Raw genomic sequence first — 26,339 nt, 5'->3', positions numbered from 1 at the left:
CTGCCGATCACACATTCAACCCGGAACAAAAGCCGCCTTTCATGGCGGCTTTTACCTTTTCACATAGCGGTATAGATTGACTGTTCAGGTCTGCCACGACGATCCCAGCGGCTGGCGAATAGCCATAACAGCGCCGTCGCAAACCAGCCGATGATCCACGAGACATCATTGCCGGCAAAAATCCAGGTCAGCGAGCCATGGTGCAGCGGATTATCAATAAACGGCAGTTGCACCACCACCCCCAGGAAATAGACGGTGATACCGGCCAGATTCCAGCGTCCATAGCGTCCATCCGGCTGAGACAGCGCAGGGACATCGACCCTGCCTTTGGTGATCAGATAGAAATCGGTCAGGCTGATCGCGCTCCAGGGCACAAAGAAAGCCAGCAGGAAGAGCAGGAAGTGGGTGAAGGATTTCAGGAAGGCCGGTTCACTGAGCAGAGCAATGACGCAGGCCAGCGCCACCATCAGCACCACAAACAGAATGCGTGCGCCCCGACTCAGCGTGGTTTGCTGCCGAAAGCCAGACACGATGGTCGTCAGTGACATAAAACTGCCGTACGCATTCAGCGTGGTAAAGGTGATTTTCCCAAAGCAAATTGCGAAATAAATCACCATCGCCATAGTCGCCGTGCTGCCCATGCTCACGATGTAACCCACCTCATTACCTGCAAACGCACTACCGGCAATAGCCGCGACGATCACCCCCAGCGTCATTGAAGCCTGCGTACCAAGCACGGTGCCGAAAAAGACCGCGCTGAACAGTTTCTTTGCAGAGACATCAGCTGGCAAATAGCGCGAATAGTCCGAGACGTAGGGACAGAAGGCAATCTGCCATGATGAAGAAAGGGAGACCGCCAGCAGGAAATTCGCCACGGTGAAGTGCTGATTTTGCCAAACGGCGGATAAGTCATGCGCAGAGAACAGCGTGATGAACAGATAAGCAAAGGCTAAAACGCCGATAATGCTCGCTACTTTCCCCAGCTGATGGATGACGCGATAGCCCAGCACCGCAATGATCACGATGAGGATGCTGAACAGGATCATCCCGGCTGAATTGCTGACATGGATAAGTTTAGCCAGCGCCTGTCCCGCTAACACTGTCCCGCTGGCTGAAAACCCCACATACATCATGCAAACCAGTACCAGCGGAATAACGGCACCAAAGACGCCAAACTGCATACGGCTGGTGATCATCTGCGGTAAACCCAGGCGCGGTCCCTGGATAGCATGCAAAGACATGATCGCTGCACCCAGAATCTGACCCACCAGTAAGCCGATTAGCGACCATACAACGTCGCCACCCAGCACCACGGCCAGCGCACCCGTGACAATGGCCGTGATCTGCAGGTTGCCTCCAAACCAGAGTGTAAACTGGCTAAAGGGATGGCCATGGCGTTCGCGCAACGGGATGTAATCAATGGAACGGGTTTCTGACAGGCGCTGTTTCTCTGCGCCTGAATAGTCTGCTGCAGATGTTTTGACCGACATAGATTCCTCGCTGAAACAGTGAGAGACGCGTTAACTGAAAAGGTGAAGTTCCCGATTCATGGTTGAAGATACATGTCTATACAATCAGCGAGAATGTCATGCGCATCGACAAGTTACAAGGCAGCCTGTCATTGGAAAATGTGATGATATCGACAGGCTGACAATGATGATTGGGATCGCGTGGAATGTCAGGCCTGCCAGATTCAGAGAGTGCAGAGGCGTAAATTCTCTGACAATTAGCCTTCCGCGACTACCCGCTGGCGATAACAGTCTGCCGGGCCCAGTTTTTGCCCCGTTGAGGAACAGACCTCCAGGCGCGGCAGCGGCTTGCCTTCTGCATTATCCAGCAACACCGAGTGCGTCTCGCCCTTCTCAAACAGATAGCGCTCGCCCCACTGGCGCATAGCCACTACCACCGGAAACAGCGCACGGCCTCTCTCAGTCAGGACATATTCGTTGTAGGCGCTGCCATCGGAGACTGGCGCAATCTCAAATACCCCCATCTCCACCAGCTGCTTCAGGCGCGACGCCAGGATATTTTTTGCCAGCCCCAGATTGCGCTGAAACTCACTGAACCGGCGGACGTCATCAAAGGCTTCACGCACGATCATCAGGCACCAGCGTTCCCCAATTGATTCCAGGGTTCTGGCAACCGGACACTCACTGGTTCTCAGGGATTCCTGCTTAGCCATGTTTTCTCTCACTTTGCCTGTCTGATGAAGCCAGCTTAGCCAGCCGGAAAAGAAGTTGCAAAAAAAAACCTCTGCTGATAATTATGTTGCAACCCGGTTTCAAATAAAAACCACTTAGGCGCTGTTATGACCATAACGACTGGCAAGACTTGTCCGTCTGAATCAGATTTGCCGCCCGCTGCGACGCTGATGCTTACGCCCCGGATGATCTTTATGTTCTCACTGATCTCTGCGCTGGCGGTCGCCAATGTTTACTCGGCGCAGCCATTGCTGGAATCGATAGCCGCCAGCCTGAATGTTTCCCCTGGCACCATTGGCACAGTGGTGACGGCTACGCAGGTCGGTTACGCCATCGGGCTGATCGTTCTGGTGCCGCTGGGCGACTGTGTGAATCGCAAAAAACTGGTGGTTATCCAGCTACTGCTTTCCGTGCTGGCATTAACCGCCGCGGCTTTCGCGCCCGATCTGATGACGCTGCTGGGCGCGATGCTGCTGGTGGGGTTGATGGCGGTGGTCACACAGCTGATGGTGGCCTGGGCCGCCATGCTGGCATCGCCCGCGCAGCGCGGGCGGGTGGTCGGCAGCGTGACCAGCGGCATCGTAATCGGCATCCTGCTGGCGCGCTTTGTTTCCGGGATGATTGCCGATCTGGCGGGCTGGCGGGCGGTTTTTCTGACAGCCGCCTGCCTGTTACTGCTGATCTCGCTGGTACTCGTAAAAGTGCTGCCCGCCTCAACCGGCCAGACGCAGCGCACCGCTTACCCGCTGCTGATACTGTCAGTTTTGCGGCTATTCCGTTCAGAACCCCATCTGCGCAAATGTGGCATCCTGGCGCTGCTGATTTTCGCGGCCTTCAGTATGCTCTGGTCGTCGATGGTGCTGCCGCTGACCGCCCTGTCACTGTCACACACTCAGACCGGGATGTTCGGACTGGCGGGCCTGGCCGGTGCGCTGGCGGCCACAGAGCAGGCGCCTGGGCTGACCGGGGATGGGGCCAGCGTGCCACCGGCTTAGCCCTGGTGCTGCTGACCCTCTCCTGGCTGCCGATAGCCGCACTTCAAAGTTCGCTACTGCTGCTGGTTTTCGGGGTGATCCTGCTCGATTTCGCTGTTCAGACAGTGCACGTGATTAATCAGAGCCTGCTCGTCACTGCCCGCCCCGAAGCGGCCAGTCGTCTGGTCGGTGCGTACATGTGCTTTTACTCGCTGGGCAGTGCGCTGGGGGCCATCGCGGCGACTCAGCTTTACGCTCACTGGGGATGGCAGGCTGTCTGTTATGCCGGGGCAGCCGTCAGCGCCTCAGCCTTTCTCTGCGGGTGCAGAGCGCGTCAATCATAAAATGATCCTGGTCTGCTGACCCTTTTCCTCATTACCGATGGCCCGGTGGCGCTCTCCCGGATGCCACGGGCCGAGGCGCGACGCAGTGCGTGATAGTTGCCCTGCGGGACAGGCACGCCCTCCGCCAGGCGACGTCTGAACCTGCTGCCTGAAGACTGTGGTATACAACGCCCTGCCGGTTCATATAGGTTATTTCTCACAGCCACCCAGTTCCAGGAGGAGCACATGCCGGAGTATTGTTTTTTTAAAAAGGGTCACCAGATTACTGCGCTGGAGAGAAGCGACAGCGCGGGCGCGGCTCAGCTGGCACTGAGCGGCTACGAGAAACAGTTTGAAGAAGTCACCGCCCCTGATGAAAAGCGTGCGCTGGCGCGTTTTCATGATATTCGAAATGACGAGCAGCACCGGGAGAATGCTTTTGCCCGCGGCGAAGTGTTTGTCGTATTAACCCTGGGACTGCTTAGCGTGGCGGGCTTGCTCTTTTTTAAATAGGCCGGTGCGCCCTCAGTCAGCGGGAGAATGGCCCAGAAGGATGATTAACCTTCGTGACGCTGGCAGAACGCTTCAATATCGCCGTGCTGAAAGTCGGGCAGATTCGCGAGCAGTTTCTCCAGTGGCCAGTTCCACCAGGCAATGCGCTGCAGGCGGGCGGCAATCGCAGGCGTAAACCGGACCCGCAATGGCCGGGCCGGAACACCGCCCACCACGCTGTAGGGCGCAACGTTTTTGGTTACGACTGCGCCCGCGGCCAGCACCGCACCATCGCCAATAGTCACGCCGGGCAGCACAATCACGCCGTGCCCGATCCAGACATCATTGCCTATCACCACCCGGTCGGCACGACGGGCAGCAAAGAAGCCCTGATCGCGCCGCGCATCGGGATGGTAATACTCCGGGCAGTAGGTAAAGCGATGCTGCGAAGCGCGGTCCATCGGATGATTCGGCGCACCAATCCGCACCTGATTGGCAATGGCGCAGAAACGTCCCACCTGGGTGTCGGCCAGACAGCAGTGCTCACCCACATAGGAGAAGTCACCCAGCTCGCTGTATTCCAGCACGCTGTGCGCCAGAATCTCGCACTGCTGACCTACGGTGGTTTCCCGCATGCGTACACTGTCATCAATCCAGGTATGGGCTAATCGGGCGGGCATAACGGCGGCAATGGACATATTACTCCCTGTCAGGATAAGCAGCACCCCGGCGGCGTGCTTTTGCCGCACCACCTTACCCGCCTTTAATGACAGAGAATTGACACAGAAAAAAGGCGGAGTGGTTAGCTCCGCCTTGTTTCAAGTTCCGGTTAACCTGCGTGACCGGTCAGTTGCATAAGGGCAACGATGATCTGCAAGATGACCCGGATTAGATCCAGAATCAGCTTAGTCAGTTCCATCACTTTCCTTCTCCTTTTTCAGGAGCGCGCTATTCGGCAACCAGGGCTTTGACTCTACCCGCCGGGTGCCTGAGCACATCTTTGTGGAGAGGGCTGAGCGGCACTCATGGTTAAAGCCACAGGCCAGCACCACCTGATGCCTGCCGGGATTTTTAAAACCGTGCCCCTGGGAGCGGCCAGTCGACAATGAGGCGATGCTCAACACTCAACACATGTATAAACATACAGTATTTTGGCGAAACTTGAAATCCTTAGCCGCACATTTTACAATCTTGTTTGTGGAGAGTGCTGAGCACCTCGTTCGCAGCGCGGTTACCAGCCGGGTAGCGAACAAAAAAATAAAGGATTTGGCGCGATGCCAAATCCTTTTTTTATGCCTGTTTTACGGCGATAACCCAATCCGCGCAGAATTTACTTCGCGGCGCTGATACGCCAGACGGTATTCCCTGCATCGTCAGCGATCAGTACGCCGCCCTGTTTATCGCTGGCGAGACCGACCGGCAAACCACGCACCTGCTTTTCATCGTCCGTCAGGAAGCCCGAAACCACCGTCTGCGGCTGCCCCACCGGCTTGCCATTCTCAAATTTCACCCACACCACTTTGTAGCCATTCAGCGGCGTCCGGTTCCAGCTGCCATGCTCGCTGATAAACGCACCGCCACGGTACTGCGGCATATTATCACCACCGTAGAACAGCAGGCCCAGCGGCGCTACATGCGAACTCAGGGCGTAATCGGGCTTGATCGCCTTCTCAACCAGGTCGGGACGCTGCGGTTCGGCACGGGTATCCACATGCTGACCAAAGTAGCTATAGGGCCAGCCGTAAAAACCTTTATCCTGTACCGAGGTCAGGTAGTCCGGCACCAAATCGGAGCCGATTTCATCACGCTCGTTGACGATAGCCCACAGCTTGCCGCTCTGCGGTTCCCACTGCAGGCCGGTCGGATTGCGCAGTCCGCTGGCGTAGATACGGCTGGCACCGCTGGCCGCATCCACTTCCAGTACCGCTGCCCGGCGATACTCTGCGCCAATGCCGTTTTCGGTGACGTTACTGTTGGAGCCAACGCCCACATAGAGCTTGCTGCCATCGGGGCTGGCTAACAGTGCTTTGGTCCAGTGGTGGTTAATCGGTCCGCCCGGCAGCTCCGTTACCTCTTCAGGAGCAGTACGGATCTCCGTGTCACCTTCGCGATAGGGGAACTTCACCAGGCTGTCAGCATTCGCGACGTAGAGCGTGTTGCCAATCAGCTGGATACCAAACGGCGAGTGCAGATTTTCGATAAATCGATGCTGCTCCCATTTGCCATTGACGTTGCGCAGCAGCGTAATACGGTTGCCGCCTGCGCCGCCCTTGCCTGACGCTTTCTGGACGATGCCCATGATCAGTTGTTTAGGTCGGGTGGTCGGTTTTGGCGGGCCATTGGATTCCGCGACCAGCACATCATTGTTTGGCAGCACGTAGACCTGACGCGGATGCTGCAGATTCTCAGCAATCTTCTCAATCTTAAGGCCATCAGCCACTTTTGGCATTTCACCGGCTTTCCAGGGCGTGCCTTCCGGCACCTGCATCGGCGGCATAAAGAAATTCTGCGCCTGCGGCAGTTCGGGATTGGGTCCGATCTGCTTTTGCGGATCGACCAGCGCACCATCATCACAGCCTGCCAGGAAAGTGGTCAGGGTCAGCGCGAGCAGCGTTTTATGCGGTATGTTCATGGTGGCTCCTCCTTAAGCGCTACGCTGACGTAACGCAAGTTGCACATTCGCCAGCAGCAGCAGCGCTACCACCAGCGTCGAGAGCGTTACGCCCAGCGGGATCACTGCGGCGGCATCACGGCTGTGAATAAACGCATTGACGATAGCGATGATGATGGCCACCAGCCAGAGCCAGAAATGGCCCTTTTCCGCGCTGTCACTGCCGCGAAACAGATAAACCAGTGCAATGAGACGTGGCACGATCGCCAGTATCAGTCCCAGCGCAATCAGCCAGCCTGCGGCATCCGTCCAGAACTGCACAAAGGTCTGCATGTAGAGAATGTCAAACAGCCAGGCCGCCACAAAAAAGCCCAGCGGCACCGGCTCCAGCAGAGCATACAGCGTCACGGCAAACGCCGATCTTCCCAGGGTATTGCGCATGTTTCTCTCCATTTTTAACGTGAATGCGGACCAGGTCAGATGTCGCGCTGCTCAGAGCAACCGACACCGCGCCTGTAAAAGATTAGTAAATCTGAAGAGAAACAGAGGGTTTATTCGGAGGGAATTGCAAATCAGGCGGATGACGTCCCTGTCATCGCCGGTCAGTCAGGGCTTATCCGCGGGTAAGGTGACCCAGTAGCCTGGCTGGTAAGGCAGCGGCAGGAACTTCTCGTGGAACGCGCGGAAGGTGGCATCCGGATCGACATCGGCAAACAGGTCGGGATGCAGCCATTTCGCCAGCGCCTGAATCGCCACAAACTGATACGGGCTGTCGTAGAACTGATGCCAGATGGCGTGGACGTTGCCGTTATGCGCCACCGGCAGGGTTTTAAAGGCATCACGCATCATCAGTGCCTTAAGACGCGCCGTCGCTTCGGTGACATTTGCACCCGGACCGACGCCGACCCATTTGCCCACGGTGTTGTAGTTCTTCCAGTTTGCGCCGGTCACCACCACCACATCCGGCTGGCTGGCGATAATTTGCTCCGGGTTAACCGTGCCGAAGGTGCCAGGGATCAGGTCTTTCGCGATGTTGCGACCGCCTGCGATCTCCACCATCTGACCAAAGTTCTCATTGCCGAACGACATGCAGCATTCGTCACTATAGCCGCCTGCGCGGTCGATCATCACTTTCGGACGATAGCCGGTGAAGTTCTTCAGGCGCGAGGTGACAAGGTCAATCTGCTGCTGGCGGAAGGTGATGATCTCCTGCGCGCGCTCCGGTTTGTTCACCAGTTCGCCCATGATGCGGATACTTTTCTCCGCGTTAACCATCGGCGCTTCACGGAAATCGATAAACACCACCGGTACACCCACGGCCTGCAGTTTTTCAATCAGCTTGCCTTCATCGGTCGCCGCTTTCGACTCCAGATTCATCAGCACCAGATCGGGCTTCAGGGTTAGCGCCTGCTCGACGTTAAAGGTGCCATCTTTCGCGCCGCCGAAGGTCGGTAATTTTTTAATTTCCGGATAACGCTTCTCATAGGCCTGATAACCGTCCCAGTCCGCCTTATGAAGGTCATCACGCCAGCCAATCACCCGCGTGAACGGGGCGTCGGTATCAAATGCGGCCAGCAGATAGATCTGACGGCCCTCACCCAGAATGATGCGCTTTGCCTCCTGCGGCACCTCGACCTGACGGCCTGCGACATCAGTAATCATTTTGGCCGAAGCCGTCCCTGCCAGCGTGAGCAGCCCCAGCGCTAAAAACCATTTTTTCATTATGAAAACCCGCACAAATGATAATGAGAATTATTAATGTAAAGCGGCGTTACTATCACCTAAAACGGCGTTCAGGGGAAGTCATGCGGTTAAATGTTTTTTGCGGCGAGGTTAATGGGTTAAGTGACCATTAACAGCAAACTTAATCAGGGAAAAAGCGCAGCGTGTTGCTGCTCACAAAACGGACAGCTTTCGTGAATATGCTCACAACACCCTGGGCGGCTGCACACATATTAGCCGTTAATCGTATCGATTTGGCCAGTGCGTTAATGGATTGTGAGCGCTAAATTAAAAATGAAACAGCGTTTTAATAATTCATCAGGACAGCCAGCCACAGGAGCGTAACCGTGAAAATCAGCGCCATAGATGTCACCCTTTTTACCTATCCCACCCAGCGCGTTGCCGACAGCGCCGGCCACTCCCATCCCGGCCTGGAAAATGATGCGCAGATGGCGCTGTTGACCCTGACCAGCGAGGATGGCGATTGCGGCTACGCCTTTGCGCCGCCGGAAGTGGTGCGGGCGCATGTGGTTAATGCCTTTTTTCGCAAGGTGCTGATCGGTCAGAACGCCTTTGACCGCGAGCGTCTGTGGCAGGATCTGGTGCACTGGCAGCGCGGCAGCGCCCACCAGCTTACCGAGCGTGCCCTCTCCGCTGTTGAGCAGGCGCTGTGGGACCTGATTGGGCGCAGGCTGAAACAGCCGGTGCATAAACTGCTGGGCGGCTATCGCGAGAAGATCCCGGCTTACGGCAGCACCATGTGCGGCGACGAGCTGAGCGGCGGTTTATCGACGCCGGATGAGTATGCACAGTTCGCGGAAAAGCTGGTGGCACGCGGCTATCAGGCGATCAAGCTGCACACCTGGATGCCGCCGGTCGCCTTTGCGCCCAGCCCGGCCATGGACATCAAAGCCTGCGCAGCGGTGCGTGAAGCGGTTGGCCCGGATATCGCACTGATGCTGGATGGCTACCACTGGTACAGCCGCAGTGACGCGCTGACCATCGGCAAGGCGCTGGAGAAGCTTAACTTCACCTGGTTCGAGGAGCCGATGGAGGAAGAGAGCATGGCCTCTTACGCCTGGCTGGCAGACAACCTCTCAATCGACGTGCTCGGCCCGGAGAGCCTGGGCGGTAAACATCACAGCCGCGCCGACTGGGTCCGTGCCGGTGCCTGCGACATTCTGCGTGCCGGGGCCAATGGCGTAGGCGGCATCTCCGCCACGATGAAAGTAGCCAGTCTGGCGGAAGCTTTCGGCATGGATTGCGAAGTCCACGGCAACGGCGCAGCCAGCCTGGCGGTGGTCGGAGCTATTCGTAACTGCCGCTGGTATGAGCGCGGCCTGCTGCATCCCTTCCTGGATTATGAAACGCCGCCTGCGTATCTCAACAGCCTGATTGATCCAATGGACGATCGGGGCTTTGTCACCCTGCCCACCCGCAGCGGGCTGGGAGAGGATATCAACTTCAGCTGGATTGAAACCCACACGCTGAACCGCTGGTAATGAAGTACGGCAAACAATAATAACCCCGTTGCCGCACAGCCCTGATGACGCGGTAAACGGGAAAAACCTCTGACCTGCTGGACTTTACCTATGACCCTGACACAACGATGTGGCGCGTGGCTGATCACGCTGCTGATGCTCACGAGCGCGTCAATCCAGGCAAAGACCCCGGATGACCAGCTGATCGTTGGCATGAATATGAACAACCTGCTCACCCTGGATCCGGCCGCGATGACCGGCAACGAGGTGGTCGGCATTGTGGTGAATCTCTATGACGGCCTGGTGGAGCTGAATCCGCAGCAGCTCACCGAGGTGCGCCCGGCGCTGGCGGAACACTGGTCAGTCAGTCCGGATAACCGCACCCTGACCTTCCACCTGCGCAACAACGTCAGGTTTCACTCCGGTAATCCGCTCACCAGTGCTGATGCGGTCTGGTCGATGCGGCGGGTGCTGCATCTGAATCTGGCGCAGGCGTCGGTGTGGAAGTCCTACGGTTTCAGCCGCGACAATGTGGACCAGATGATCACCGCCCCCGACGACCACACGCTGGTGATCACCCTGCCTAAACCCAACGATCCGCAACTGGTGATCTACTCGCTGGCGGCGCTGGGCAGTATGGTGGTGCTGGACCGCAAAACGGTACAACAACATGAAATCGATGGTGACTGGGGCAACCGCTGGCTTACCACGCATGAAGCGGGTTCCGGCCCGTTCCGGCTGGATGTCTGGCAGGCAAAAGATGTGCTGCGCATGAGTCGCTCGGCAGACTACTGGCGCGGTGAGGCGAAGATGTCGCGGGTGGTATTCCGCCACCTGCAGGAGTCGCAAACCCTGCGGCTGATGATGGAGAAAGGCGATCTCGATATCGCCAGCAATATGGCGATCCCCGACGTGCGCGCCCTGCGTCACGATCCCGATCTCACCATCGACGCCGTCAGAAAAGGGACAATTTACTACCTGGCGATGAGCATGAACGATCCGCGCTTTGACAATATTAAGGTGCGTGAGGCGGTCCGCTATCTGGTCGATTATCAGGGCATTAATAAGAGCCTGATGACCGGCTATGGCGAACTGCACCAGCGCCCGATACAGTCGGGGATGCCCGCCACGCTGCCCGATCCCGGTTACCGGCTCGATGTGCCGCGCGCCCGTGCGCTGCTGGCTGAAGCGGGTTATCCGGAGGGCTTTGACACCACGCTGCGGGTGCTTGCCGATCAGCCGTTCCTGAATATCGCCATCGCCATTCAGTCAACGCTGCTGCAGGGCGGCATCCGGGCAAAAATCATTACCGGTACCGGCAACCAGATTTATGGCGCGATGCGCGATCGCCAGTTCAGCCTGCTGGTCGGACGCGGCGGCAGCGGCGTCGAGCCGCACCCCCACTCCAGCCTGCGTGCGCTGGTCTACAACCCGAACAATGCCGACAGTGCCCGGCTGACCAATTTCCAGGGCTGGCGTACCGGTTTCTACGACGCGCAGCTCAACCGCATGATCGATCAGGCGCTGGTGGAACGCGACAAAACCCGCCAGCAGCAGGCCTATTTCGCCATCCAGCAACGCTACGACCAGCTGGTGCCTGCCCTGATGCCGATTTCACAAATGCTTGACTCCGTGGTGGTCAGTAACCGGGTACAGGCGTATCAGCCCCATCCTTCTGCGACCACCTTCCTGCGTGACGTCTGGAAAACGCCTGACAGCCTGGCGGGAGGTACACCATGATGATGACCCTGACACGAAATCAGTGCCGCCGCATCAGCCATCGCGCGGTTCAGGTACTCATCACGCTGTTCGGCCTGTTGCTGCTGACCTTTTTTATTGGCCGGGTAATGCCGCTGGATCCGGTGCTGGCGATAGTCGGCCCGGATGCCGATCAGGCCACTTATCAACAGGTCTGCCACCAGCTTGGCTTTGATAAACCGCTGTGGGTGCAGTTTGGCCTCTATCTTAATGCCCTGCTGCATGGTGACCTGGGCCACGCGCTGCTCACCGGCCAGCCGGTAGTGCATGACATCCTGCGCGTCTTTCCCGCCACGGTAGAGCTGGCCACACTGGCAATTGTCATTGGCGCAGGGCTGGGCGTACCGCTGGGTGTGCTGGCGGCGGCGCGGCGTAACAGCGTCATCGACTATGTGGTGCGGATGCTCAGCCTGGCCGGTTACTCCACGCCGATCTTCTGGGTTGGCATGATGGGCCTGCTGCTGTTCTATGCCCATCTCGGCTGGGTCGGCGGTGCTGGCCGGGTGGACTTCAGCCTTGAAGGCATCGTGCCACGTCGCACCGGCTTTATGCTGATCGACGCCCTGCTGGCGGGCAACGGTCAGGTGTTCCGGAATGCGCTGATTCATCTGGTGCTGCCCGCCTCGCTGCTCGGCTTTCACTCCATGGCCTACATCAGCCGGATGACGCGCAGCTTTATGCTGGCGCAGCTGTCACAGGAGTTCATTCTGACCGCGCGGGTCAAAGGCCTGACCGAGTGGCAGGTGATCTGGCAGCACGCGTTTCGCAATATCCTGGTTCAGCTGCTGACCGTGGTGGCGCTGGCCTATGGCTCGCTGCTGGAGGGCGCCGTGCTGATTGAAACTGTCTTCTCCTGGCCCGGTTTTGGCTCCTATCTCACGGGCAGTCTGATGCTGGGCGATATGAATGCGGTGATGGGCTGCGTGCTGGTGGTCGGCCTGATCTTTGTGCTGCTTAACCTGTTCGCCGATCTGCTCTATCAGGTGTTCGATCCGAGGACCAAAGTATGACGATCTCTTTTGACACCCCTTCTGCCGGTCACACCCGCGAGCGGCTGGCGCGCTGCCGGCGATTCGCTGCCCGCTGCGGCACTTTCCTGTGGCGCATGGCCTGTAATCCCCTGACCGCCATCGGCGGCGGCATTGTGTTGCTGCTCTGCATCGTGGCGCTGTTTGCGCCCTGGATCGCACCCTATCACCCGCTGATTCAGGATCTGGACAACGCCCTGACGCCGCCCGGTGCAGCCCACTGGTTCGGCACCGATGAGTTTGGCCGGGATATCTTCAGCCGTCTGGTGTGGGGCGCGCGCATTACGCTCTACATCGTGCTGCTGGTGTCGATCACCGTCGGGCCGCTGGGCCTGCTGCTGGGCGTTACCGCGGGTTACTTTGGCGGCAAAGTCGATGGAGTGCTGATGCGCGTCACCGATATCTTCATCTCCTTTCCCAGCCTGGTACTGGCGCTGGCGTTTGTTGCCGCGCTGGGGCCGGGTCTTGAGCATGTGGTGATTGCCATTACCCTCACCGCCTGGCCACCGATTGCCCGTCTGGCGCGTGCCGAAACCCTGTCGCTGCGTCAGGCGGACTTCATTTCGGCGGTACGATTACAGGGCGCGTCGCCGCTGCGGGTGCTGTGGAAGCATATTATTCCGCTCTGCCTGCCGTCGGTGATTATCCGCATCACCATGAACATGGCGGGCATTATCCTCACCGCCGCCGGGCTGGGTTTTCTCGGACTGGGTGCACAGCCGCCGGATCCGGAATGGGGCGCAATGATCGCCAGCGGCCGTACCTACATGCTGGAGTGCTGGTGGGTGGTTACCGTGCCCGGTCTGGCGATCCTGATTAACAGCCTGGCATTTAACTTCTTAGGAGATGGCCTACGTGACCTGCTCGATCCCCGCAGTGAGTAACGCCCTGCCGTTGCTCGACGTGCGCGATTTGCACGTGAACTTTGTTAACGGACGCCAGATCACCCCGGCGGTGCGCGGCGTCTCATTTCAGCTCGGTCAGGAGAAGCTGGCGATTGTCGGCGAATCCGGCTCCGGTAAATCGACCGTGGGCCGCGCCCTGCTGCAGCTGCATCCGGCCAGGGCGCGCATCGAGGCGAGCCGGATGCAGTTTGGTGATATCGACCTGCTGCACGCCAGCCCGGCGCAGATGCGCGCCATTCGCGGCAAACGCATTTCCATGATTATGCAGGACCCGAAATATTCCCTGAACCCGGTGATTCGGGTGGGCGAGCAGATCGCCGAAGCCTGGCGCAGTCATCATCGCGGCCAGAAAGCAGCGGCGCGTCAGCGGACGCTGGCGATGTTGGAGGAGGTGCAGATCCGCGATCCTGAACGGGTTTATCAGCTCTATCCGCATGAAATTTCTGGGGGTCAGGGGCAGCGCGTGATGATCGCTATGATGCTGATCACCGAGCCGGAACTGGTGATTGCCGATGAGCCGACTTCTGCGCTGGATGTCTCGGTGCGTCTGCAGGTGCTGGCGCTGCTGGACGATCTGGTAAAGGCGCGCGGGCTGGGACTGATTTTTATCAGCCACGATATCAGTCTGGTACGCAGCTTCTGCGATCGGGTGCTGGTGATGTACGCCGGACGCGTGGTGGAGTCGCTGGCCGCCAGCGAGCTTGACCACGCGCAGCATCCCTATACCCAGGGATTGCTGGCGGCACTGCCCGACCTTGATCACCGTCGTACACGCCTGCCGGTATTACAACGTCATGCCAGCTGGTTGACGAACTAAGGAGTTCGCGATGATTGATGTGAAAAATCTCAGCCTGAGTTTTGGTGATGACGATCGCCGGAGTCAGGTGCTGTTCGACGTAAATCTGCAGGTGAAACTGGGTGAAGTTTTCGGGCTGGTGGGCGAGTCGGGCTCGGGTAAAACCACGGTGCTGAAGTGCCTGGCGGGATTATTTACTCACTGGCAGGGAGAGCTGAGCATTGATAACCAGCCGCTGAAGCACCGCATCGATCGGGCGCGCTGTCGTCAGGTACAGATGGTGTTTCAGGACCCTTACGGTTCGCTGCATCCGCGTCACACGCTGGGTGACATCCTGGAAGAGCCGTTGCAGATTCAGGGCATCGGGCAGCGCCAGCAGCGGGTGGTGGCGATGCTGGATAAGGTCGGGCTGAATCGCGCCTGGCAGACGCGCTATCCCCACCAGCTTTCCGGTGGGCAGCGTCAGCGCGTAGCGATTGCAAGGGCGCTGATTCTGGAGCCACGCGTACTGCTGCTGGATGAGCCCACTTCTGCTTTGGATGTTTCGGTACAGGCGGAGATCCTGAACCTGCTCAGCGATCTGCAGCAGCAGGAGAACCTGACCTATCTGATGGTGACGCACGATCTCGGCGTGGTGGCGCATCTCTGCCATCGCGTGGCGGTGATGCAACAGGGCAAAGTACTGGAGACGCTGGATGTGCCGACGCTGGTGGCGGATCGCGCTGTGATGCCCTATACGCGGATGCTGGTCGAGGCGAGTCGCCACACTCATGTGGCAGGCTGAAAGTCAGCGGAGGTCAGGAGAGAGAATAAAAAAAGGCCGGTCAGACCGGCCTCGTGAAATCGGAGGACTTAATGCGTCAGCTGACGCACAAAGGCAACGATCTCCTGATTTTTGCCATGCTCAAACAGGCACTGCTGGAAACGCGGGCCGCTGACGGCGGTACGCACCAGTTCAGGATCGATAGCGCGCAGCGTGTCGAGATAGTTATCTTTGATCACTGCAGCCTTAACCTGGTTCAGCAGACCGGCATTGCGCACCTGCGGCTCTTTACGCTCTGGCGGATAGCCATTGCCCTTCTCGCCGGTGAACGCTTTTTCAAAGATAAAGCGCAGATTCAGTTCTGCACCCCAGCCAAACCCTTTAGCAAATGGCAGGGACAAGGCATTGCCGTTGTTGATCTGTGCAAACAGGTAAGCATCCGCCGGATCGATACAGTAACCGCAGACCACGCCCGGATGGATGTTAAGCGACATCAGCGCGCCCTGTCCGGTGCCGCAGCCCGCGACCACGAAATCTACCGCCTGGCTGTTGAGCAGTATGCTGGCCTGAATACCGAGGTGAATGTAAGTCAGATGGTGATCCTGCTCATCGCTCATCCCGACGTTGAAGACCTGATGGCCCAGCGGCTGTGCGACACCTTCCAGTTCTTTCAGCACGATAACGTTTTTAGCGGCCTGGCTGTTTTCCATCATTAATGCGATTTTCATGATCTACCCTTATAAATTAATTGAAACACCGTTTCATTTTAATGAAAAAGCACTAAAGTGCATGGGCTAATTCACCTGCGCGCTGTGAGAGCCATCACAAAATGGCCATTGCAGTGCCTGTTACTGCATGAGGATTCCGATGTTTATCTATCATAAAGATCAGCCCCTGGACGATTTGGGTGATGGCGTGACCCGCCGCGTGCTGGCACATGGCGGCACAATGATGGCGGTTGAAGTCCGTTTTGAAAAAGGGGCGACTGGCCCGCTGCATCACCATCCCCATGAGCAACTGACCTATGTACTAAGCGGACGTTTTGCCTTCACCATTGAGGGTGAAACGCGGGAAGTCGGCGCGGGGGATACACTCTACAAAGCACCCAATGTGGTTCATGGCTGCGTCTGTCTTGAGGCAGGTGTGCTGCTGGATACCTTTACGCCGCAACGCGAAGATTTCCTCGCGGCTAAATAACTCACGCGGCCCGATGGGCCGCTTGCCAAACTGACCTGATGTTGTCTCTTTTCCCTGCCCACCGGATTTGACTTAAAACCGGTGCAATTTTTCTGAAATTCTCTTCACTGCTAACTGAATGATTAGCCAGCACTTCCTCTGCAGCCGCGCTACGCTTAGCGCCGGCTTAAAAATCATTCAGGCAGATTTCTGTACAAAATACGGATCGTTGTATAAGTTTAATAGCAACACCAGTGCGTTTTTTAACCCGAAACAGGACAATAATATGCCAATGCAAAACACCCTGACCCTGCCGGTGAACCATACCATCCCGGTCAAAAATGAGTTCACATCATCCTTTGCCGCCTCTGAGCAGGACAAACTTAATTTTCTGATTGAGGAGTTACTGGAAGCAGGCAAAGAAAAAAGCTGCATGGAACTGCTGCGTCATCTGGCCTCTGCGGACAGCGCAGAAGAAGAAGCGTGCTGCCGTGAACTGCTGACGCTGCTGATGGCACAAAAATGAAGCCTGTGGCTGGCGGTTTAGCGCAGATTCACTACGCTTCAGGACCTTTATTCCTACTCCGGACATTCGCCTGACCGCACTTCGCCGTTCAGGCGTATTCGTGTTTATGTCAACATAGCCTGTTGTTCCCAACGCCATATTGCCTATAGCAGCGGATGCTGTTCCGGGCGGTTAATCCGGGGTTACTTACCAGCCCTCCCAGCCTCTCATTGCTTATCCCTCCCTGCTTTTGTTAGCCTGAATCGCGCATCGGCGAGACGCGCCTTACACCGGCCGCACGGTTTATTATCCACCTGTTAATGGAGTGACACGATCATGACTTCTGCACCTGCCACACTGCATCTGCTGTGTGGAAAAATTGCCTCCGGGAAATCGACGCTGGCAGCGGAACTGGGCGCTTTACCGGGTTGCGTGGTCATCAGCGAGGATCAGTGGCTGGCCGCGCTCTGGCAGGACGAGATGCATTCAGTGACCGACTATGTGCGCGTCGCGGCAAAACTCAGGAAGGCGATGACGCCGCATCTGGTGGCGCTGCTTAACGCGGATGTCTCGGTGGTACTCGATTTTCCGGCCAACACCCGGGCAAATCGTGACTGGATGCGTTCGGTGATAGAGGCGTCCTCTGCCGATCATCGCCTGCATTATCTGGACGTACCGGACGCACTGTGTAAATCGCGTCTGCATGCCCGTAATCAGGGCGGCGAACACGCCTTTGACGCCACGGACGAGCAGTTCGCGCTGATTACCCGCTATTTTGAACCGCCGCAGGAGGAAGAAGGCTTTCACCTGGTGCGCCACGGTTAACGTCTTCTGCTATCAGGAGAGATCGAGAGCGGCAAGCACGTCAGCAATCTCCCGACAATCGGCAGCGGAAAGCGGCAACAGCGGACGCGGCAGGCAGTCGCGTTCGGTCAGCCCCAGCAGCCCTGCCGAAGCGCTGATTACCCGGAAACTGCCGCCGTGCTGGCGGAACAGTGCCCACAACGGTTCAAGACGATCGGACTGTGCTCTGACGCTCGCATAATCACCTGCGGCTGCCGCCTCGGTCATCGCTTTTGCAACGCGCGGAAACAGCCCGCCGCACACCGAATACCAGCCATCACAGCCCGCAATCAACCCGTAGCCAGCAGAGGCATCACCGCTAACGCCAATCGACACGGAAGCAGGCAGCGTGTTGCGCAATTCCGCGAGGCGATCATTCGCTGCGGACTGCTCCGCCGGAACACCCGGAATTTTCACTGAACCCACGCCAGGCAGTTGAGCTATCCGACCCAGCAGCGCATCCGAAAACGTAAAATGGGTGGTGCCCGGATTGTCATAGACGCAGATCGGCACCGAGGCGTGACGCGCCACGGTCTCATAAAGCGCGAACACTTCCTCCTCTTTCAATGCCTGATAACCCAGCGGCGGCAGCAGTAATGCGGCAGCACCCGCCTGTTGCGCATCTTCTGCCAGCGCCAGCACCTCATCGGTGCTCACCGCGCCTACGCAGATCATCACCGGAATCGAATCTGCATGCTCCACCGCCAGCGTTGCGATGCGCCTGCGCTGCGTGCGGGTCAGATACGCATAGCTGCCGGTTGAACCCAGCACGCCAAGGGAGTCAACTTTTGCCTCCGTCAGCCTGCTCAGCAGCCGCAGAAAGGCGGCTTCATCGGGTCTGCCCTCTGCAAAGGGAGTAAGGGGAAAGGCACTGAGTCCGCTGAACATATCGTCTGCTCCATTGTAAAAATGCGTTGCCTGGCTGACGTTCGTCCGTACAGCCATATTTCGTTACCGGCCGAAGCATCGGTTCGCTCCGCCCGCTATTTTTGTGCCATCACCCTCTTTACTCTCGTTTAAAGGAAGATAGCGATGATTGCCGTACTGTTTGAAGCTGAAGCCCGCCCCGAACACCAGATGCGTTATCTGCAACTGGCCGCCGACCTGAGTCCGCTGTTAAAGGACATTGATGGATTTATCTCTATTGAGCGCTTTCAGAGCCTGGGTGATGAGAAAAAAATCCTCTCGCTCTCCTGGTGGCGCGATGACGCCGCGGTGCAGGCCTGGAAACGTAACCTCTGCCACCAGGCCGCGCAGCGTGAAGGTCGTGAAACCCTCTTTGCCGGTTATCGCATTCGCATCGCTGCGCTGGTCAGAGAATATGCCGCACAGCAGGGAGTAAATTAACATGTTCGATATTCATGTGATCCTGCAAAATAGTCCAGGCATCCTTTCCCGGCTCACCACGCTGCTGGGCCGCCATGGAATCGGACTGGAAGGCGGCGGCCTGTTCTCGTCTGGTGCGCAGAGCCACGCCCATTTTCTGGTTGCGGAAGGCGAACGGGCGCGTGCCGTGCTGGAAGCGGAGGGGATCACCGTCGAGGCACTTAATATCCCATTGATTCGCAGGCTACCGCAGCAGGGTCCTGGCGAACTGGGGGCGATAACGACACGCCTGGCCGATGCCGGGATCAACATTCTGGTGCAGTACAGCGATCACGCTAACCAGCTAATCCTGATCACTGATAACAATCAATCAGCCGCCGGGCTGACGACAGAATGGGCTCCATAAGCTAATGGCTAAACCGCAATCGGAAAACGCAACGGAAGACAGCGACGCGCTTGAGCACGCAATTGTGAGCGTCGCCGCCGCGATGGCCGACTCGTCTCGGGTAAAGATGCTGTCCGCGCTGATGGATGGACGCGCCTGGACGGCTACGGAACTTAGCGCCGTCACCGACGTGGCCCCCTCCACCGCCAGCGCGCATCTGAACCGGTTGATTAACAGCGGCCTGATCGTCTGTGTGGCGCAGGGGCGTCACCGTTATTACCGGCTGACAGGCAGTGACATCGCAACGCTGATTGAGAACATGATGGGCGTGTCGTGGCGACGGATCGCTGCGCCGCAGAGCACGACGCCGACATCACTGCGCACTGCCCGCACCTGCTACGACCACTTGGCGGGTGAAGTCGCGGTGCAGATCTACGCCGCCATGGCGCACCAGGACTGGATCACACCGACGGGCGATGCGGTCACCCTATACGGCCAGCAGCAGTTTGCGGCGTTGCGGATTGATCTGTCGCAGCCCGGACGCCGCAAAGCGTGCTGTGGCTGTCTCGACTGGAGTGAGCGCCGGTTTCATCTCGGCGGCTACGCGGGCGCAGCGCTGCTCTCCGCCTTTGAAGTGCAGGGCTGGCTCACCCGACAGCCCGGCTACCGTGAAGTGACGTTTACTGCGGTGGGCGCCAGGTATTTACGTCAGGTTTTCGATATCACACTTCGCTGACACAGCACGCCTGAGTTCAGAGCCCATTTGCTGTCAGGCTCTGCGCGGGCGGCCTCGGACTGCCTGGAATCCCCTAATCAGCCCATAACAGGCTTATGAATTCTGTCACATTTCCGCAAACTCGCCTCAGAGCCGATAACACGCCGACAAAAGCGACAGGCGCCTATAACCTTATGAATCAGAATGCTTTTAAATGATAACGCCTGGCAATCATGCGGCGCACACATTAATCATTGTCATTTTTGCACTTATTCAGCGCCGGGCGCTGATCCACTCTTCAGTCACAGGCGCGGCAAAAAGCGTCATACCTTACTGGAGTTACTGATGCAGACAACCTCACCCATGACTCACCGCGCCAGGATTGGCGCTATATTTCGTGTTACCTCAGGCAACTTCCTCGAACAGTTTGATTTCTTCCTGTTCGGTTTTTATGCCACCTATATCGCCCATACCTTTTTCCCGGCCAGCAGTGAGTTTGCCTCACTGATGATGACCTTTGCCGTCTTTGGTGCAGGCTTCCTGATGCGCCCTATCGGCGCAGTGGTACTGGGGGCGTACATCGATAAGGTCGGCCGTCGCAAGGGGCTGATCGTCACGCTCTCCATCATGGCGGCGGGCACCTTTATGATCGTGCTCATCCCCTCTTACTAGAGCATTGGCCTGTGGGCACCGCTGCTGGTGCTGATCGGCCGACTGCTGCAGGGCTTCTCCGCCGGTGCAGAGCTGGGCGGGGTGTCGGTTTATCTGGCCGAGATCGCGACGCCGGGCCGCAAAGGCTTCTACACCAGCTGGCAGTCGGGCAGTCAGCAGGTCGCGATTATGGTGGCGGCGGCAATGGGCTTTATCCTCAACGCCGTGCTGGAAGAGAGCGCTATCCGCGAATGGGGCTGGCGTATTCCGTTCCTGTTTGGCTGCCTGATTGTGCCGTTTATCTTCGTGCTGCGTCGCAAGCTGGAAGAGACGCAGGAGTTCAGCAATCGCCGCAGTCATCCTGATGTGAAACAGGTGTTCCGCATCCTGCTCAGTAACTGGCAGGTGGTGATTGCCGGGATGCTGATGGTCGCGATGACCACCACGGCGTTTTACCTGATTACGGTTTATGCCCCGACCTTTGGCAAAAAAGTCCTGCTGCTGAGTGCCTCGGACAGCCTGCTGGTGACGCTGCTGGTGGCGGTGTCGAACTTCATCTGGCTGCCGATTGGCGGCGCGATCTCCGACCGCTTTGGCCGCAAACCTGTCCTGGTTGCCATGACGCTTCTGGCGATCGCCACAAGCTATCCGGCCCTGAGCCTGCTGGCAGCGGCACCGGGCTTCTCTATGATGCTGGGCGTGCTGCTATGGCTTTCGATGATTTACGGTCTCTACAACGGCGCGATGATCCCGGCGCTGACCGAAATCATGCCAGGGGAAGTCCGCGTGGCAGGCTTCTCGCTGGCCTACAGCCTGGCAACCGCAGTGTTTGGTGGCTTTACCCCGGTGATGTCGACCGGTCTGATCGAACTGACCGGCGACAAAGCCTCGCCTGGCTACTGGATGAGTTTTGCGGCTGTCTGCGCGCTGGGCGCAACCCTGTATCTCTATCGTCGCACCCGCAGTGCAGTATTACCTGCCCATAAAACCGTTAGCTGAGGAACTGAAGATGAAACTGAAAACGATGTCACTCTACGCTGCCCTGCTGTTCAGCGTGGCGGGCAGCACCACGGCGCAGGCAAAAGAGCTGACGGTAATGATCTCCGGCGGATTTAAAGCGGCATGGGATACGCTTTCGCCACGCTTTGCCCAGCGTGAAGGAATCACCATTAACACGGTTGCCGGTCCGTCGATGGGCAAGACGCCACAGGCGATTCCGGCGCGGCTGGCGCGCTGTGAACCGGCTGATGTGGTGATTATGGTTGGCGATGCGTTAAGCGATCTGCAGAAAAAGGGCGCAACGCTGCCGGGTTCACGGGTTGAGCTGGCGGACTCGCGCATCGGTGCAGTGATAAAACAAGGTGCCACGCCGGTGAAAATCGGCAGCGAAAGCGAGCTGCGTACTGCCCTGCTGAACGCCTCATCTATCGCCTACTCCGACAGCGCCAGCGGCAAATATGTCAGCAGCCAGCTGTTCAGCCGACTGGGCATTGAGGATCAGGTGAAGACGAAAGCAGTGAAGGTCGAGCGCATCCCGGTGGCCTCCGAGGTCGCGGCGGGTAAATACGCTATCGGCTTTCAGCAGGTCAGTGAACTGCTGCCGGTCTCCGGCGTAACGTTCATTGGCGAACTGCCGGACACGCTGCAGTACACCACCCGCTTCGCCGGTGCCGTAGTACGCAGGTCAGCGCAGCCGGACGAGGCGGTGAAGCTGCTGCACTGGCTCGCCTCGCCTGAGGCACAGCAGGCCGTGCACGCCAGCGGCCTGCACAGCGTGAAGGCGTCAAAACCGGCTAAAGTCGCTGATACTGTTCAATAATCAGGTTTTCCAGTTCACTCGCGATGTGCGAGAGCATCCGGCCATTTTTACGCAGCAGTCCGACGGTGCGTTTCACCTGCGGATCGGTTAACGGCACCGCCATCAGCAGGGCGTGATCGTAGCCGGGCATCGACATAGCGGGGACGGCAGCAATGCCCAGCCCCGCCTCAACCATCCCCAGCATGGTGGTCACGTGCCGGGTTTCACAGACACAGGGCTTCTCCGGCATGATCGCCTGCAACGCCTGGTCCAGCAGGTTGCGATTGCCGGAGGTTTTATCCAGTCCGACCCACTCATACTGATAAAACGACTGCCAGCTCAGACTCTTTTTGCCTGCTATCGGATGGTCACGCCGACAGGCCGCCACATAAGGATCGTCCATCAGCGGCTGGAAATGGACATCCGGCTGTGACCGGCTGGAAAAACTGATGCCGAAATCGGCCTGACCGCCAATCACCGCGTCATAGACGTTGGCCGCACTGCTGTCGACCAGCTTGACTCGTACACGGGGATAGCGCGCCTGAAACAGCCGGATGATGTTGGGCATAAAGTAGTAAGCGGCTGACGGCACGCAGGCGACGGTAATCAGGCCGGTGCGGGCTAAGCTCACTTCACTCAGATCGGCCATCACCTCTTCAAAATCGGCCAGCAGCTTTTCCGAACGCTGAGCAAACGCATGTCCTTTCAGCGTCAGTGTGACGCGGCGCGTGGTCCGCTCAAACAGTTTGATCCCCAGCGTGGTTTCCAGCTTATCGATGCGGCGGCTCAGTGCCGATTGCGAAAGGCAGATCGATTCCGCCGCCAGGCGAAAATTGCCAAACTCCACCAGCGCGCGAAATGCGTAGAGATCGTTGAGATCGAAATTAACCGGCATACATTCCTCTTCCCCTAAACCGCATCAGGCTTGCCATCATCATTTTCATCGCCTTCCGTCTGGCTGAAATCGCAAACGAATTTGCTGAGCAACTGTTCCAGCGTCTCGCGGTCGCTCTCTGGCCAGTGGAGGAAAATGCGCTGATAAACCTGCACCCGTTGCGCATCGATTTTATCAGTCATCGCCCTGCCAGCCGCGGTAATTGCGGCTTCGTTGATCCTTTTGTCCTGACGGTTTTTCTGCCGCACGACCAGCCCGGTCTCCTCTAATTTCGCTACCTGACGGCTGACCGTGCTGTAATCACGACCCACCCGATCGGCGAGTTCGCCCACGCCGATCGGCCCGAACCGGCTGACCTGAACCAGCAGTGGAAACAGTGCCCGATCCAGCTCAATACCCGCCGCTTTAATCATCGCCATATCGCGCTGAGGCCGGTTAAGCGCGCCTGCAATTGTCAGCAGACAATCATGCAGCGCATCGTATTTATGTGTATTTTGCACACTTTTCATTGACGCTATCCAGAGGCAGGAATAATGTGTGTAATTTACACTCATTAACGCCTGAACAGAAGGATGATAAACAATGAAAGCAGCAATAATCGGGCAGGCAGGCGCACAACCCTACTACGGCGACATGCCGGAACCCCAGCCCGGTGAGCATCAGCAGCAGGTGACGGTCAACGCTGCGGCACTCAGCCAGCTGGCAAAGGCCCGCGCGGCAGGCACCCACTACAGCTCTGTAGCGCACTATCCGTTTATTCCCGGCATTGACGGTACCGGATATCTCGACACGGGCGAGCCGGTCTATTTTCTGACGTTTAACGCCGCGCCAGGCAGCATGGCCGAGCGAACCGTGGTCAACAGTGAACATATTATTCCACTGCCTGCCGGTCTGGATCTGGTACTGGCTGCCGCTCTCGCGAATCCGGGCATGTCCTCCTGGGCGGCGCTGACCCGTCGGGCGGCACTGCGTCCTGGCGAGACCGTGCTGATCAATGGAGCCACCGGCACTTCGGGACGTCTGGCGATCCGCATTGCCCATGCGCTGGGCGCAGGCAGAATCATTGCCACAGGCCGTAACCGGGAGGCTCTGGAACAACTACAGAGTGAGGGTGCTGATATCATACTGACGCTGGATGCATTATCGGCAGAGCTTCCTTCTCTGATGGCGGAAGGCGTTGAGGTGGTGCTGGATTATCTGTGGGGTGAGAGTGCACTGGCGATCATGACGGCGGCGGTACGCGGTGGTGACAAGGTGGTTCGCTTTGTCCAAATTGGTTCGCTGAGCGGACAGGAGATTTCTCTGCACAGTAAACTGCTGCGTTCATCCGGCTTAACGCTGATGGGAAGCGGGCTGGGCAGCGTGCCAGACCGTGAATTAATCGCCTCAATAGGGGAAATGCTGCAGGCCGCCGCGTCACATGGATTTGCCATCCCCTTCCAGTCGCGGCCACTCAGTGAGGTCGCTGAGGCCTGGCAGAGTGACGACAGCCGCTATCGCACGGTCTTTACCCTTCCGATGTAACGGACGGCTCCACCTTATGCAGAAATCGACCAGGATAATCGGGTTGGATGGCGTGCTGGCTGCTGTAGCGGCCAAACAGCTTATAGCGGTTTAACGCGATGCGGTCATAGGCAAAATTACCGATCGCATCCGGAAAGTGGCGCAGCACCGCCAGCGCGCGCCACGGGGCAGGCAGTTGCTGCATCACGCGGAACACCGCCTGCGCCCGCAGCCAGTGCTGATTGTCCGCGATATAGACAATGGTGCTGACGTTTTCTTCCGGCAGTCCGGCCCAGCGCAGCAGCGCTTTGCCCTGCTCGCTCTGCACCGAGGCAAAACGAACCTGCCGCGCCAGATGATGACGCAGCAGAAACTGAACCCAGCCGTTACACAGTTTACAGACGCCGTCATAGAGCACGGCGCTTTCACCGGTTTGCAGATACGGGGGTGATGACATCCTGCAACTCCTCACTCATCTGATGATGAGCTGAAGTGTAGCGGGTTCTGGTCAGTTGCTGGTGCAGCCAGTGGATAACGGCCGCGTGATCCTGGTTGCAGGCATCCACTTCGCACACCGGTCCCAGCGCCATCGGCCGAGCCTGTTGCGCCAGCTGGCGCAGCTCCGGCAGATACTCAGCGCCCGGATGGCCAGGCAGCCGCTGCGACAGCCGCGCCTGATAGCGCGCCACCGCCACCTCCGGCGCGATCCTGAGCCACAATTCCAGCGCCTCTTCAACGCCCGCCTGTTTCAGTCCCTGCTCAAGCAACGTGCGAGGCTGAAAGCCAAACCAGGCATCGATCAGCCAGATCTGACTGGCGGGTGCCTGGTCGACAATGTTCCAGATCGCCTGATAAGCCGCGCAGCCCAGTTGCCGGTTACGCTGGCGATCGACCGGCGCAAAAGCGTGCATAAACGGCTCTTTCAGGCTGTCGAGGGTCAGCACCGGCCAGCCAAAGTGTTGTGACAGCGCGTGCGTCAGAGTGCTTTTACCCGATGCCGGAATACCGTTAACCAGCACCACGCGTTTGGGGGATGTGTTTTGCGTCATAGAATGTCGATAACCTCCGCCACGCTGCTGGCCTGACGTAACCGGACCAGCGTCTCCTCATCCTCCAGCAGCGACACAATCGCGCGGATCCCCTCTTCGATATGCGCGTTGCTGTCGCGTGCGCCAAACATAATCACAATGTCCGCCTTATCACTGCCCTCAAATGAGATCGGCTCATTCAGCAGGATCAGACTAAAACAGTCACGGAGCACCCCCGCTTCCGGTCGCGCATGAGGAATGGCGATCCCCTCCTCAAACACATAATAAGCGCCGTGAGCCAGCGTATTGGCGATCACGGCATCAGGATAGGTGGCATCAAGATAACCGCCGCTGACCAGCGGTTCGGCGGCCAGCGCGATAACCTGACGCCAGTCCGTGGCGTCGATGCCAATCTGAATGGCGTTGGCCTCCTGCAATAACTGCTTAATCGTCATCAGCT

The 26,339-nt window shown here is 58.0% G+C and carries 28 protein-coding genes and 2 pseudogenes; 17 read left to right on the top strand and 13 right to left on the bottom strand.

Annotated features, from left to right (window positions below; genetic code table 11):
- Positions 1–59: 59 nt before the first annotated feature.
- Complete coding sequence (locus FA92_RS08170; RefSeq protein WP_033783088.1) at positions 60–1,490, bottom strand: cytosine permease; 1,431 nt, start codon at positions 1,488–1,490, stop codon at positions 60–62.
- Between the two features lie 236 nt (positions 1,491–1,726).
- Positions 1,727–2,182: a helix-turn-helix domain-containing protein gene (locus tag FA92_RS08165; protein ID WP_033783086.1), complete on the bottom strand. Its 456-nt coding sequence runs from the start codon at positions 2,180–2,182 to the stop codon at positions 1,727–1,729.
- Between the two features lie 189 nt (positions 2,183–2,371).
- On the opposite strand from FA92_RS08165, the pseudogene FA92_RS08160 reads away from it, so the two are divergent.
- Positions 2,372–3,519: pseudogene (locus tag FA92_RS08160) on the top strand (MFS transporter).
- Positions 3,520–3,744: 225 nt separating this feature from the next.
- Positions 3,745–4,011 carry a hypothetical protein gene (locus FA92_RS08155; protein WP_033783084.1) on the top strand — a complete coding sequence of 89 codons (267 nt, stop codon included), beginning with the start codon at positions 3,745–3,747 and terminating at the stop codon, positions 4,009–4,011.
- Between the two features lie 44 nt (positions 4,012–4,055).
- Here the strand turns inward: FA92_RS08155 and FA92_RS08150 are convergent, their stop codons facing one another.
- The 4 genes from FA92_RS08150 to FA92_RS08135 form a co-directional block, all read right to left on the bottom strand.
- Entirely contained in the window at positions 4,056–4,688 is a 633-nt protein-coding gene (locus tag FA92_RS08150; protein WP_033783082.1) for a DapH/DapD/GlmU-related protein, read from the bottom strand.
- Between the two features lie 632 nt (positions 4,689–5,320).
- Positions 5,321–6,622, bottom strand: coding sequence for a sorbosone dehydrogenase family protein (locus FA92_RS08145; RefSeq protein WP_033783080.1), 1,302 nt, complete (start codon positions 6,620–6,622; stop codon positions 5,321–5,323).
- A 12-nt stretch (positions 6,623–6,634) separates the two neighbouring features.
- Positions 6,635–7,042 (bottom strand): DUF2231 domain-containing protein, encoded by a 408-nt coding sequence (locus FA92_RS08140; RefSeq protein WP_013357848.1) that lies wholly within the window; start codon positions 7,040–7,042, stop codon positions 6,635–6,637.
- Positions 7,043–7,207: 165 nt separating this feature from the next.
- On the bottom strand, positions 7,208–8,323 hold the full coding sequence (locus tag FA92_RS08135) for an ABC transporter substrate-binding protein (protein WP_013357847.1): 1,116 nt from the start codon (positions 8,321–8,323) through the stop codon (positions 7,208–7,210).
- A 347-nt stretch (positions 8,324–8,670) separates the two neighbouring features.
- Between FA92_RS08135 and FA92_RS08130 the strand changes: the two genes are divergently transcribed.
- From FA92_RS08130 to FA92_RS08105, 6 genes are all read left to right on the top strand, one after another.
- Entirely contained in the window at positions 8,671–9,825 is a 1,155-nt protein-coding gene (locus FA92_RS08130) for a mandelate racemase family protein (protein ID WP_033783078.1), read from the top strand.
- 135 nt (positions 9,826–9,960) lie between these two features.
- Positions 9,961–11,544 (top strand): ABC transporter substrate-binding protein, encoded by a 1,584-nt coding sequence (locus FA92_RS08125; protein WP_234366570.1) that lies wholly within the window; start codon positions 9,961–9,963, stop codon positions 11,542–11,544.
- On the top strand, positions 11,541–12,572 hold the full coding sequence (locus FA92_RS08120) for an ABC transporter permease (RefSeq protein WP_197061492.1): 1,032 nt from the start codon (positions 11,541–11,543) through the stop codon (positions 12,570–12,572). Before FA92_RS08125 ends, FA92_RS08120 begins: the two co-directional genes overlap by 4 nt.
- Positions 12,569–13,474, top strand: coding sequence for an ABC transporter permease (locus tag FA92_RS08115; RefSeq protein ID WP_013357843.1), 906 nt, complete (start codon positions 12,569–12,571; stop codon positions 13,472–13,474). The genes FA92_RS08120 and FA92_RS08115 overlap by 4 nt, the downstream gene beginning before the upstream one ends.
- Complete coding sequence (locus FA92_RS08110) at positions 13,446–14,312, top strand: ABC transporter ATP-binding protein (RefSeq protein ID WP_033784580.1); 867 nt, start codon at positions 13,446–13,448, stop codon at positions 14,310–14,312. Before FA92_RS08115 ends, FA92_RS08110 begins: the two co-directional genes overlap by 29 nt.
- Positions 14,313–14,322: 10 nt before the next feature.
- The gene (locus FA92_RS08105; protein WP_033783074.1) at positions 14,323–15,075 is read left to right on the top strand and encodes an ABC transporter ATP-binding protein; all 753 of its coding nucleotides are present in this window, start codon (positions 14,323–14,325) and stop codon (positions 15,073–15,075) included.
- A gap of 68 nt (positions 15,076–15,143) precedes the next feature.
- Here the strand turns inward: FA92_RS08105 and FA92_RS08100 are convergent, their stop codons facing one another.
- Complete coding sequence (locus FA92_RS08100) at positions 15,144–15,782, bottom strand: RpiB/LacA/LacB family sugar-phosphate isomerase (RefSeq protein ID WP_033783072.1); 639 nt, start codon at positions 15,780–15,782, stop codon at positions 15,144–15,146.
- A 139-nt stretch (positions 15,783–15,921) separates the two neighbouring features.
- On the opposite strand from FA92_RS08100, the gene FA92_RS08095 reads away from it, so the two are divergent.
- From FA92_RS08095 to FA92_RS08085, 3 genes are all read left to right on the top strand, one after another.
- Complete coding sequence (locus tag FA92_RS08095) at positions 15,922–16,251, top strand: cupin domain-containing protein (RefSeq protein ID WP_033783071.1); 330 nt, start codon at positions 15,922–15,924, stop codon at positions 16,249–16,251.
- A gap of 265 nt (positions 16,252–16,516) precedes the next feature.
- Positions 16,517–16,756, top strand: coding sequence for a hypothetical protein (locus FA92_RS08090; RefSeq protein WP_013357838.1), 240 nt, complete (start codon positions 16,517–16,519; stop codon positions 16,754–16,756).
- Between the two features lie 315 nt (positions 16,757–17,071).
- Positions 17,072–17,560, top strand: a complete 489-nt coding sequence (locus tag FA92_RS08085) for an ATP-binding protein (protein ID WP_033783069.1) — start codon at positions 17,072–17,074, stop codon at positions 17,558–17,560.
- 12 nt (positions 17,561–17,572) lie between these two features.
- On the opposite strand, the gene FA92_RS08080 is transcribed toward FA92_RS08085, so the two are convergent.
- Positions 17,573–18,466 (bottom strand): dihydrodipicolinate synthase family protein, encoded by an 894-nt coding sequence (locus FA92_RS08080; RefSeq protein ID WP_033783067.1) that lies wholly within the window; start codon positions 18,464–18,466, stop codon positions 17,573–17,575.
- Positions 18,467–18,610: 144 nt separating this feature from the next.
- Between FA92_RS08080 and FA92_RS08075 the strand changes: the two genes are divergently transcribed.
- From FA92_RS08075 to FA92_RS08055, 5 genes and pseudogenes are all read left to right on the top strand, one after another.
- Positions 18,611–18,925 carry an antibiotic biosynthesis monooxygenase gene (locus tag FA92_RS08075; RefSeq protein WP_033783065.1) on the top strand — a complete coding sequence of 105 codons (315 nt, stop codon included), beginning with the start codon at positions 18,611–18,613 and terminating at the stop codon, positions 18,923–18,925.
- A 1-nt stretch (position 18,926) separates the two neighbouring features.
- On the top strand, positions 18,927–19,310 hold the full coding sequence (locus FA92_RS08070; RefSeq protein ID WP_033783063.1) for an amino acid-binding protein: 384 nt from the start codon (positions 18,927–18,929) through the stop codon (positions 19,308–19,310).
- A gap of 4 nt (positions 19,311–19,314) precedes the next feature.
- Positions 19,315–20,025, top strand: coding sequence for a winged helix-turn-helix domain-containing protein (locus FA92_RS08065; RefSeq protein ID WP_033783062.1), 711 nt, complete (start codon positions 19,315–19,317; stop codon positions 20,023–20,025).
- 321 nt (positions 20,026–20,346) lie between these two features.
- A pseudogene (locus FA92_RS08060) lies at positions 20,347–21,654 on the top strand (MFS transporter).
- A 10-nt stretch (positions 21,655–21,664) separates the two neighbouring features.
- On the top strand, positions 21,665–22,474 hold the full coding sequence (locus tag FA92_RS08055; protein ID WP_033783060.1) for a substrate-binding domain-containing protein: 810 nt from the start codon (positions 21,665–21,667) through the stop codon (positions 22,472–22,474).
- Here FA92_RS08055 and FA92_RS08050 read toward each other — a convergent pair.
- Together FA92_RS08050 and FA92_RS08045 are read right to left on the bottom strand one after the other, a co-directional pair.
- Entirely contained in the window at positions 22,449–23,348 is a 900-nt protein-coding gene (locus FA92_RS08050; protein WP_033783059.1) for a LysR family transcriptional regulator, read from the bottom strand. The genes FA92_RS08055 and FA92_RS08050 overlap by 26 nt on opposite strands.
- A gap of 14 nt (positions 23,349–23,362) precedes the next feature.
- Entirely contained in the window at positions 23,363–23,857 is a 495-nt protein-coding gene (locus FA92_RS08045; RefSeq protein WP_033783058.1) for a MarR family winged helix-turn-helix transcriptional regulator, read from the bottom strand.
- Between the two features lie 73 nt (positions 23,858–23,930).
- Here FA92_RS08045 and FA92_RS08040 point away from each other — a divergent pair, with 73 nt between their 5' ends.
- Positions 23,931–24,872: a zinc-binding alcohol dehydrogenase family protein gene (locus FA92_RS08040; protein ID WP_033783057.1), complete on the top strand. Its 942-nt coding sequence runs from the start codon at positions 23,931–23,933 to the stop codon at positions 24,870–24,872.
- Here FA92_RS08040 and FA92_RS08035 read toward each other — a convergent pair.
- From FA92_RS08035 to FA92_RS08025, 3 genes are read right to left on the bottom strand one after another with little or no spacing between them, the layout of a single operon-like run.
- The gene (locus tag FA92_RS08035) at positions 24,856–25,308 is read right to left on the bottom strand and encodes a thiol-disulfide oxidoreductase DCC family protein (RefSeq protein WP_033783056.1); all 453 of its coding nucleotides are present in this window, start codon (positions 25,306–25,308) and stop codon (positions 24,856–24,858) included. The two genes, FA92_RS08040 and FA92_RS08035, sit on opposite strands and share 17 nt — an antisense overlap.
- Positions 25,277–25,900, bottom strand: coding sequence for a glucokinase (locus FA92_RS08030; RefSeq protein ID WP_033783054.1), 624 nt, complete (start codon positions 25,898–25,900; stop codon positions 25,277–25,279). The genes FA92_RS08035 and FA92_RS08030 overlap by 32 nt, the downstream gene beginning before the upstream one ends.
- Positions 25,897–26,334, bottom strand: a complete 438-nt coding sequence (locus FA92_RS08025; protein ID WP_033783053.1) for a PTS sugar transporter subunit IIA — start codon at positions 26,332–26,334, stop codon at positions 25,897–25,899. The genes FA92_RS08030 and FA92_RS08025 overlap by 4 nt, the downstream gene beginning before the upstream one ends.
- Positions 26,335–26,339 lie beyond the last annotated feature (5 nt).

The sequence above is a fragment of the Pantoea sp. 9140 genome (genome assembly GCF_000745295.1).
GTDB lineage: Bacteria > Pseudomonadota > Gammaproteobacteria > Enterobacterales > Enterobacteriaceae > Pantoea > Pantoea vagans.
The sequence above is the reverse complement of the archived record's forward strand: the minus strand, read 5'-3'. Positions and strand labels throughout refer to the sequence as shown.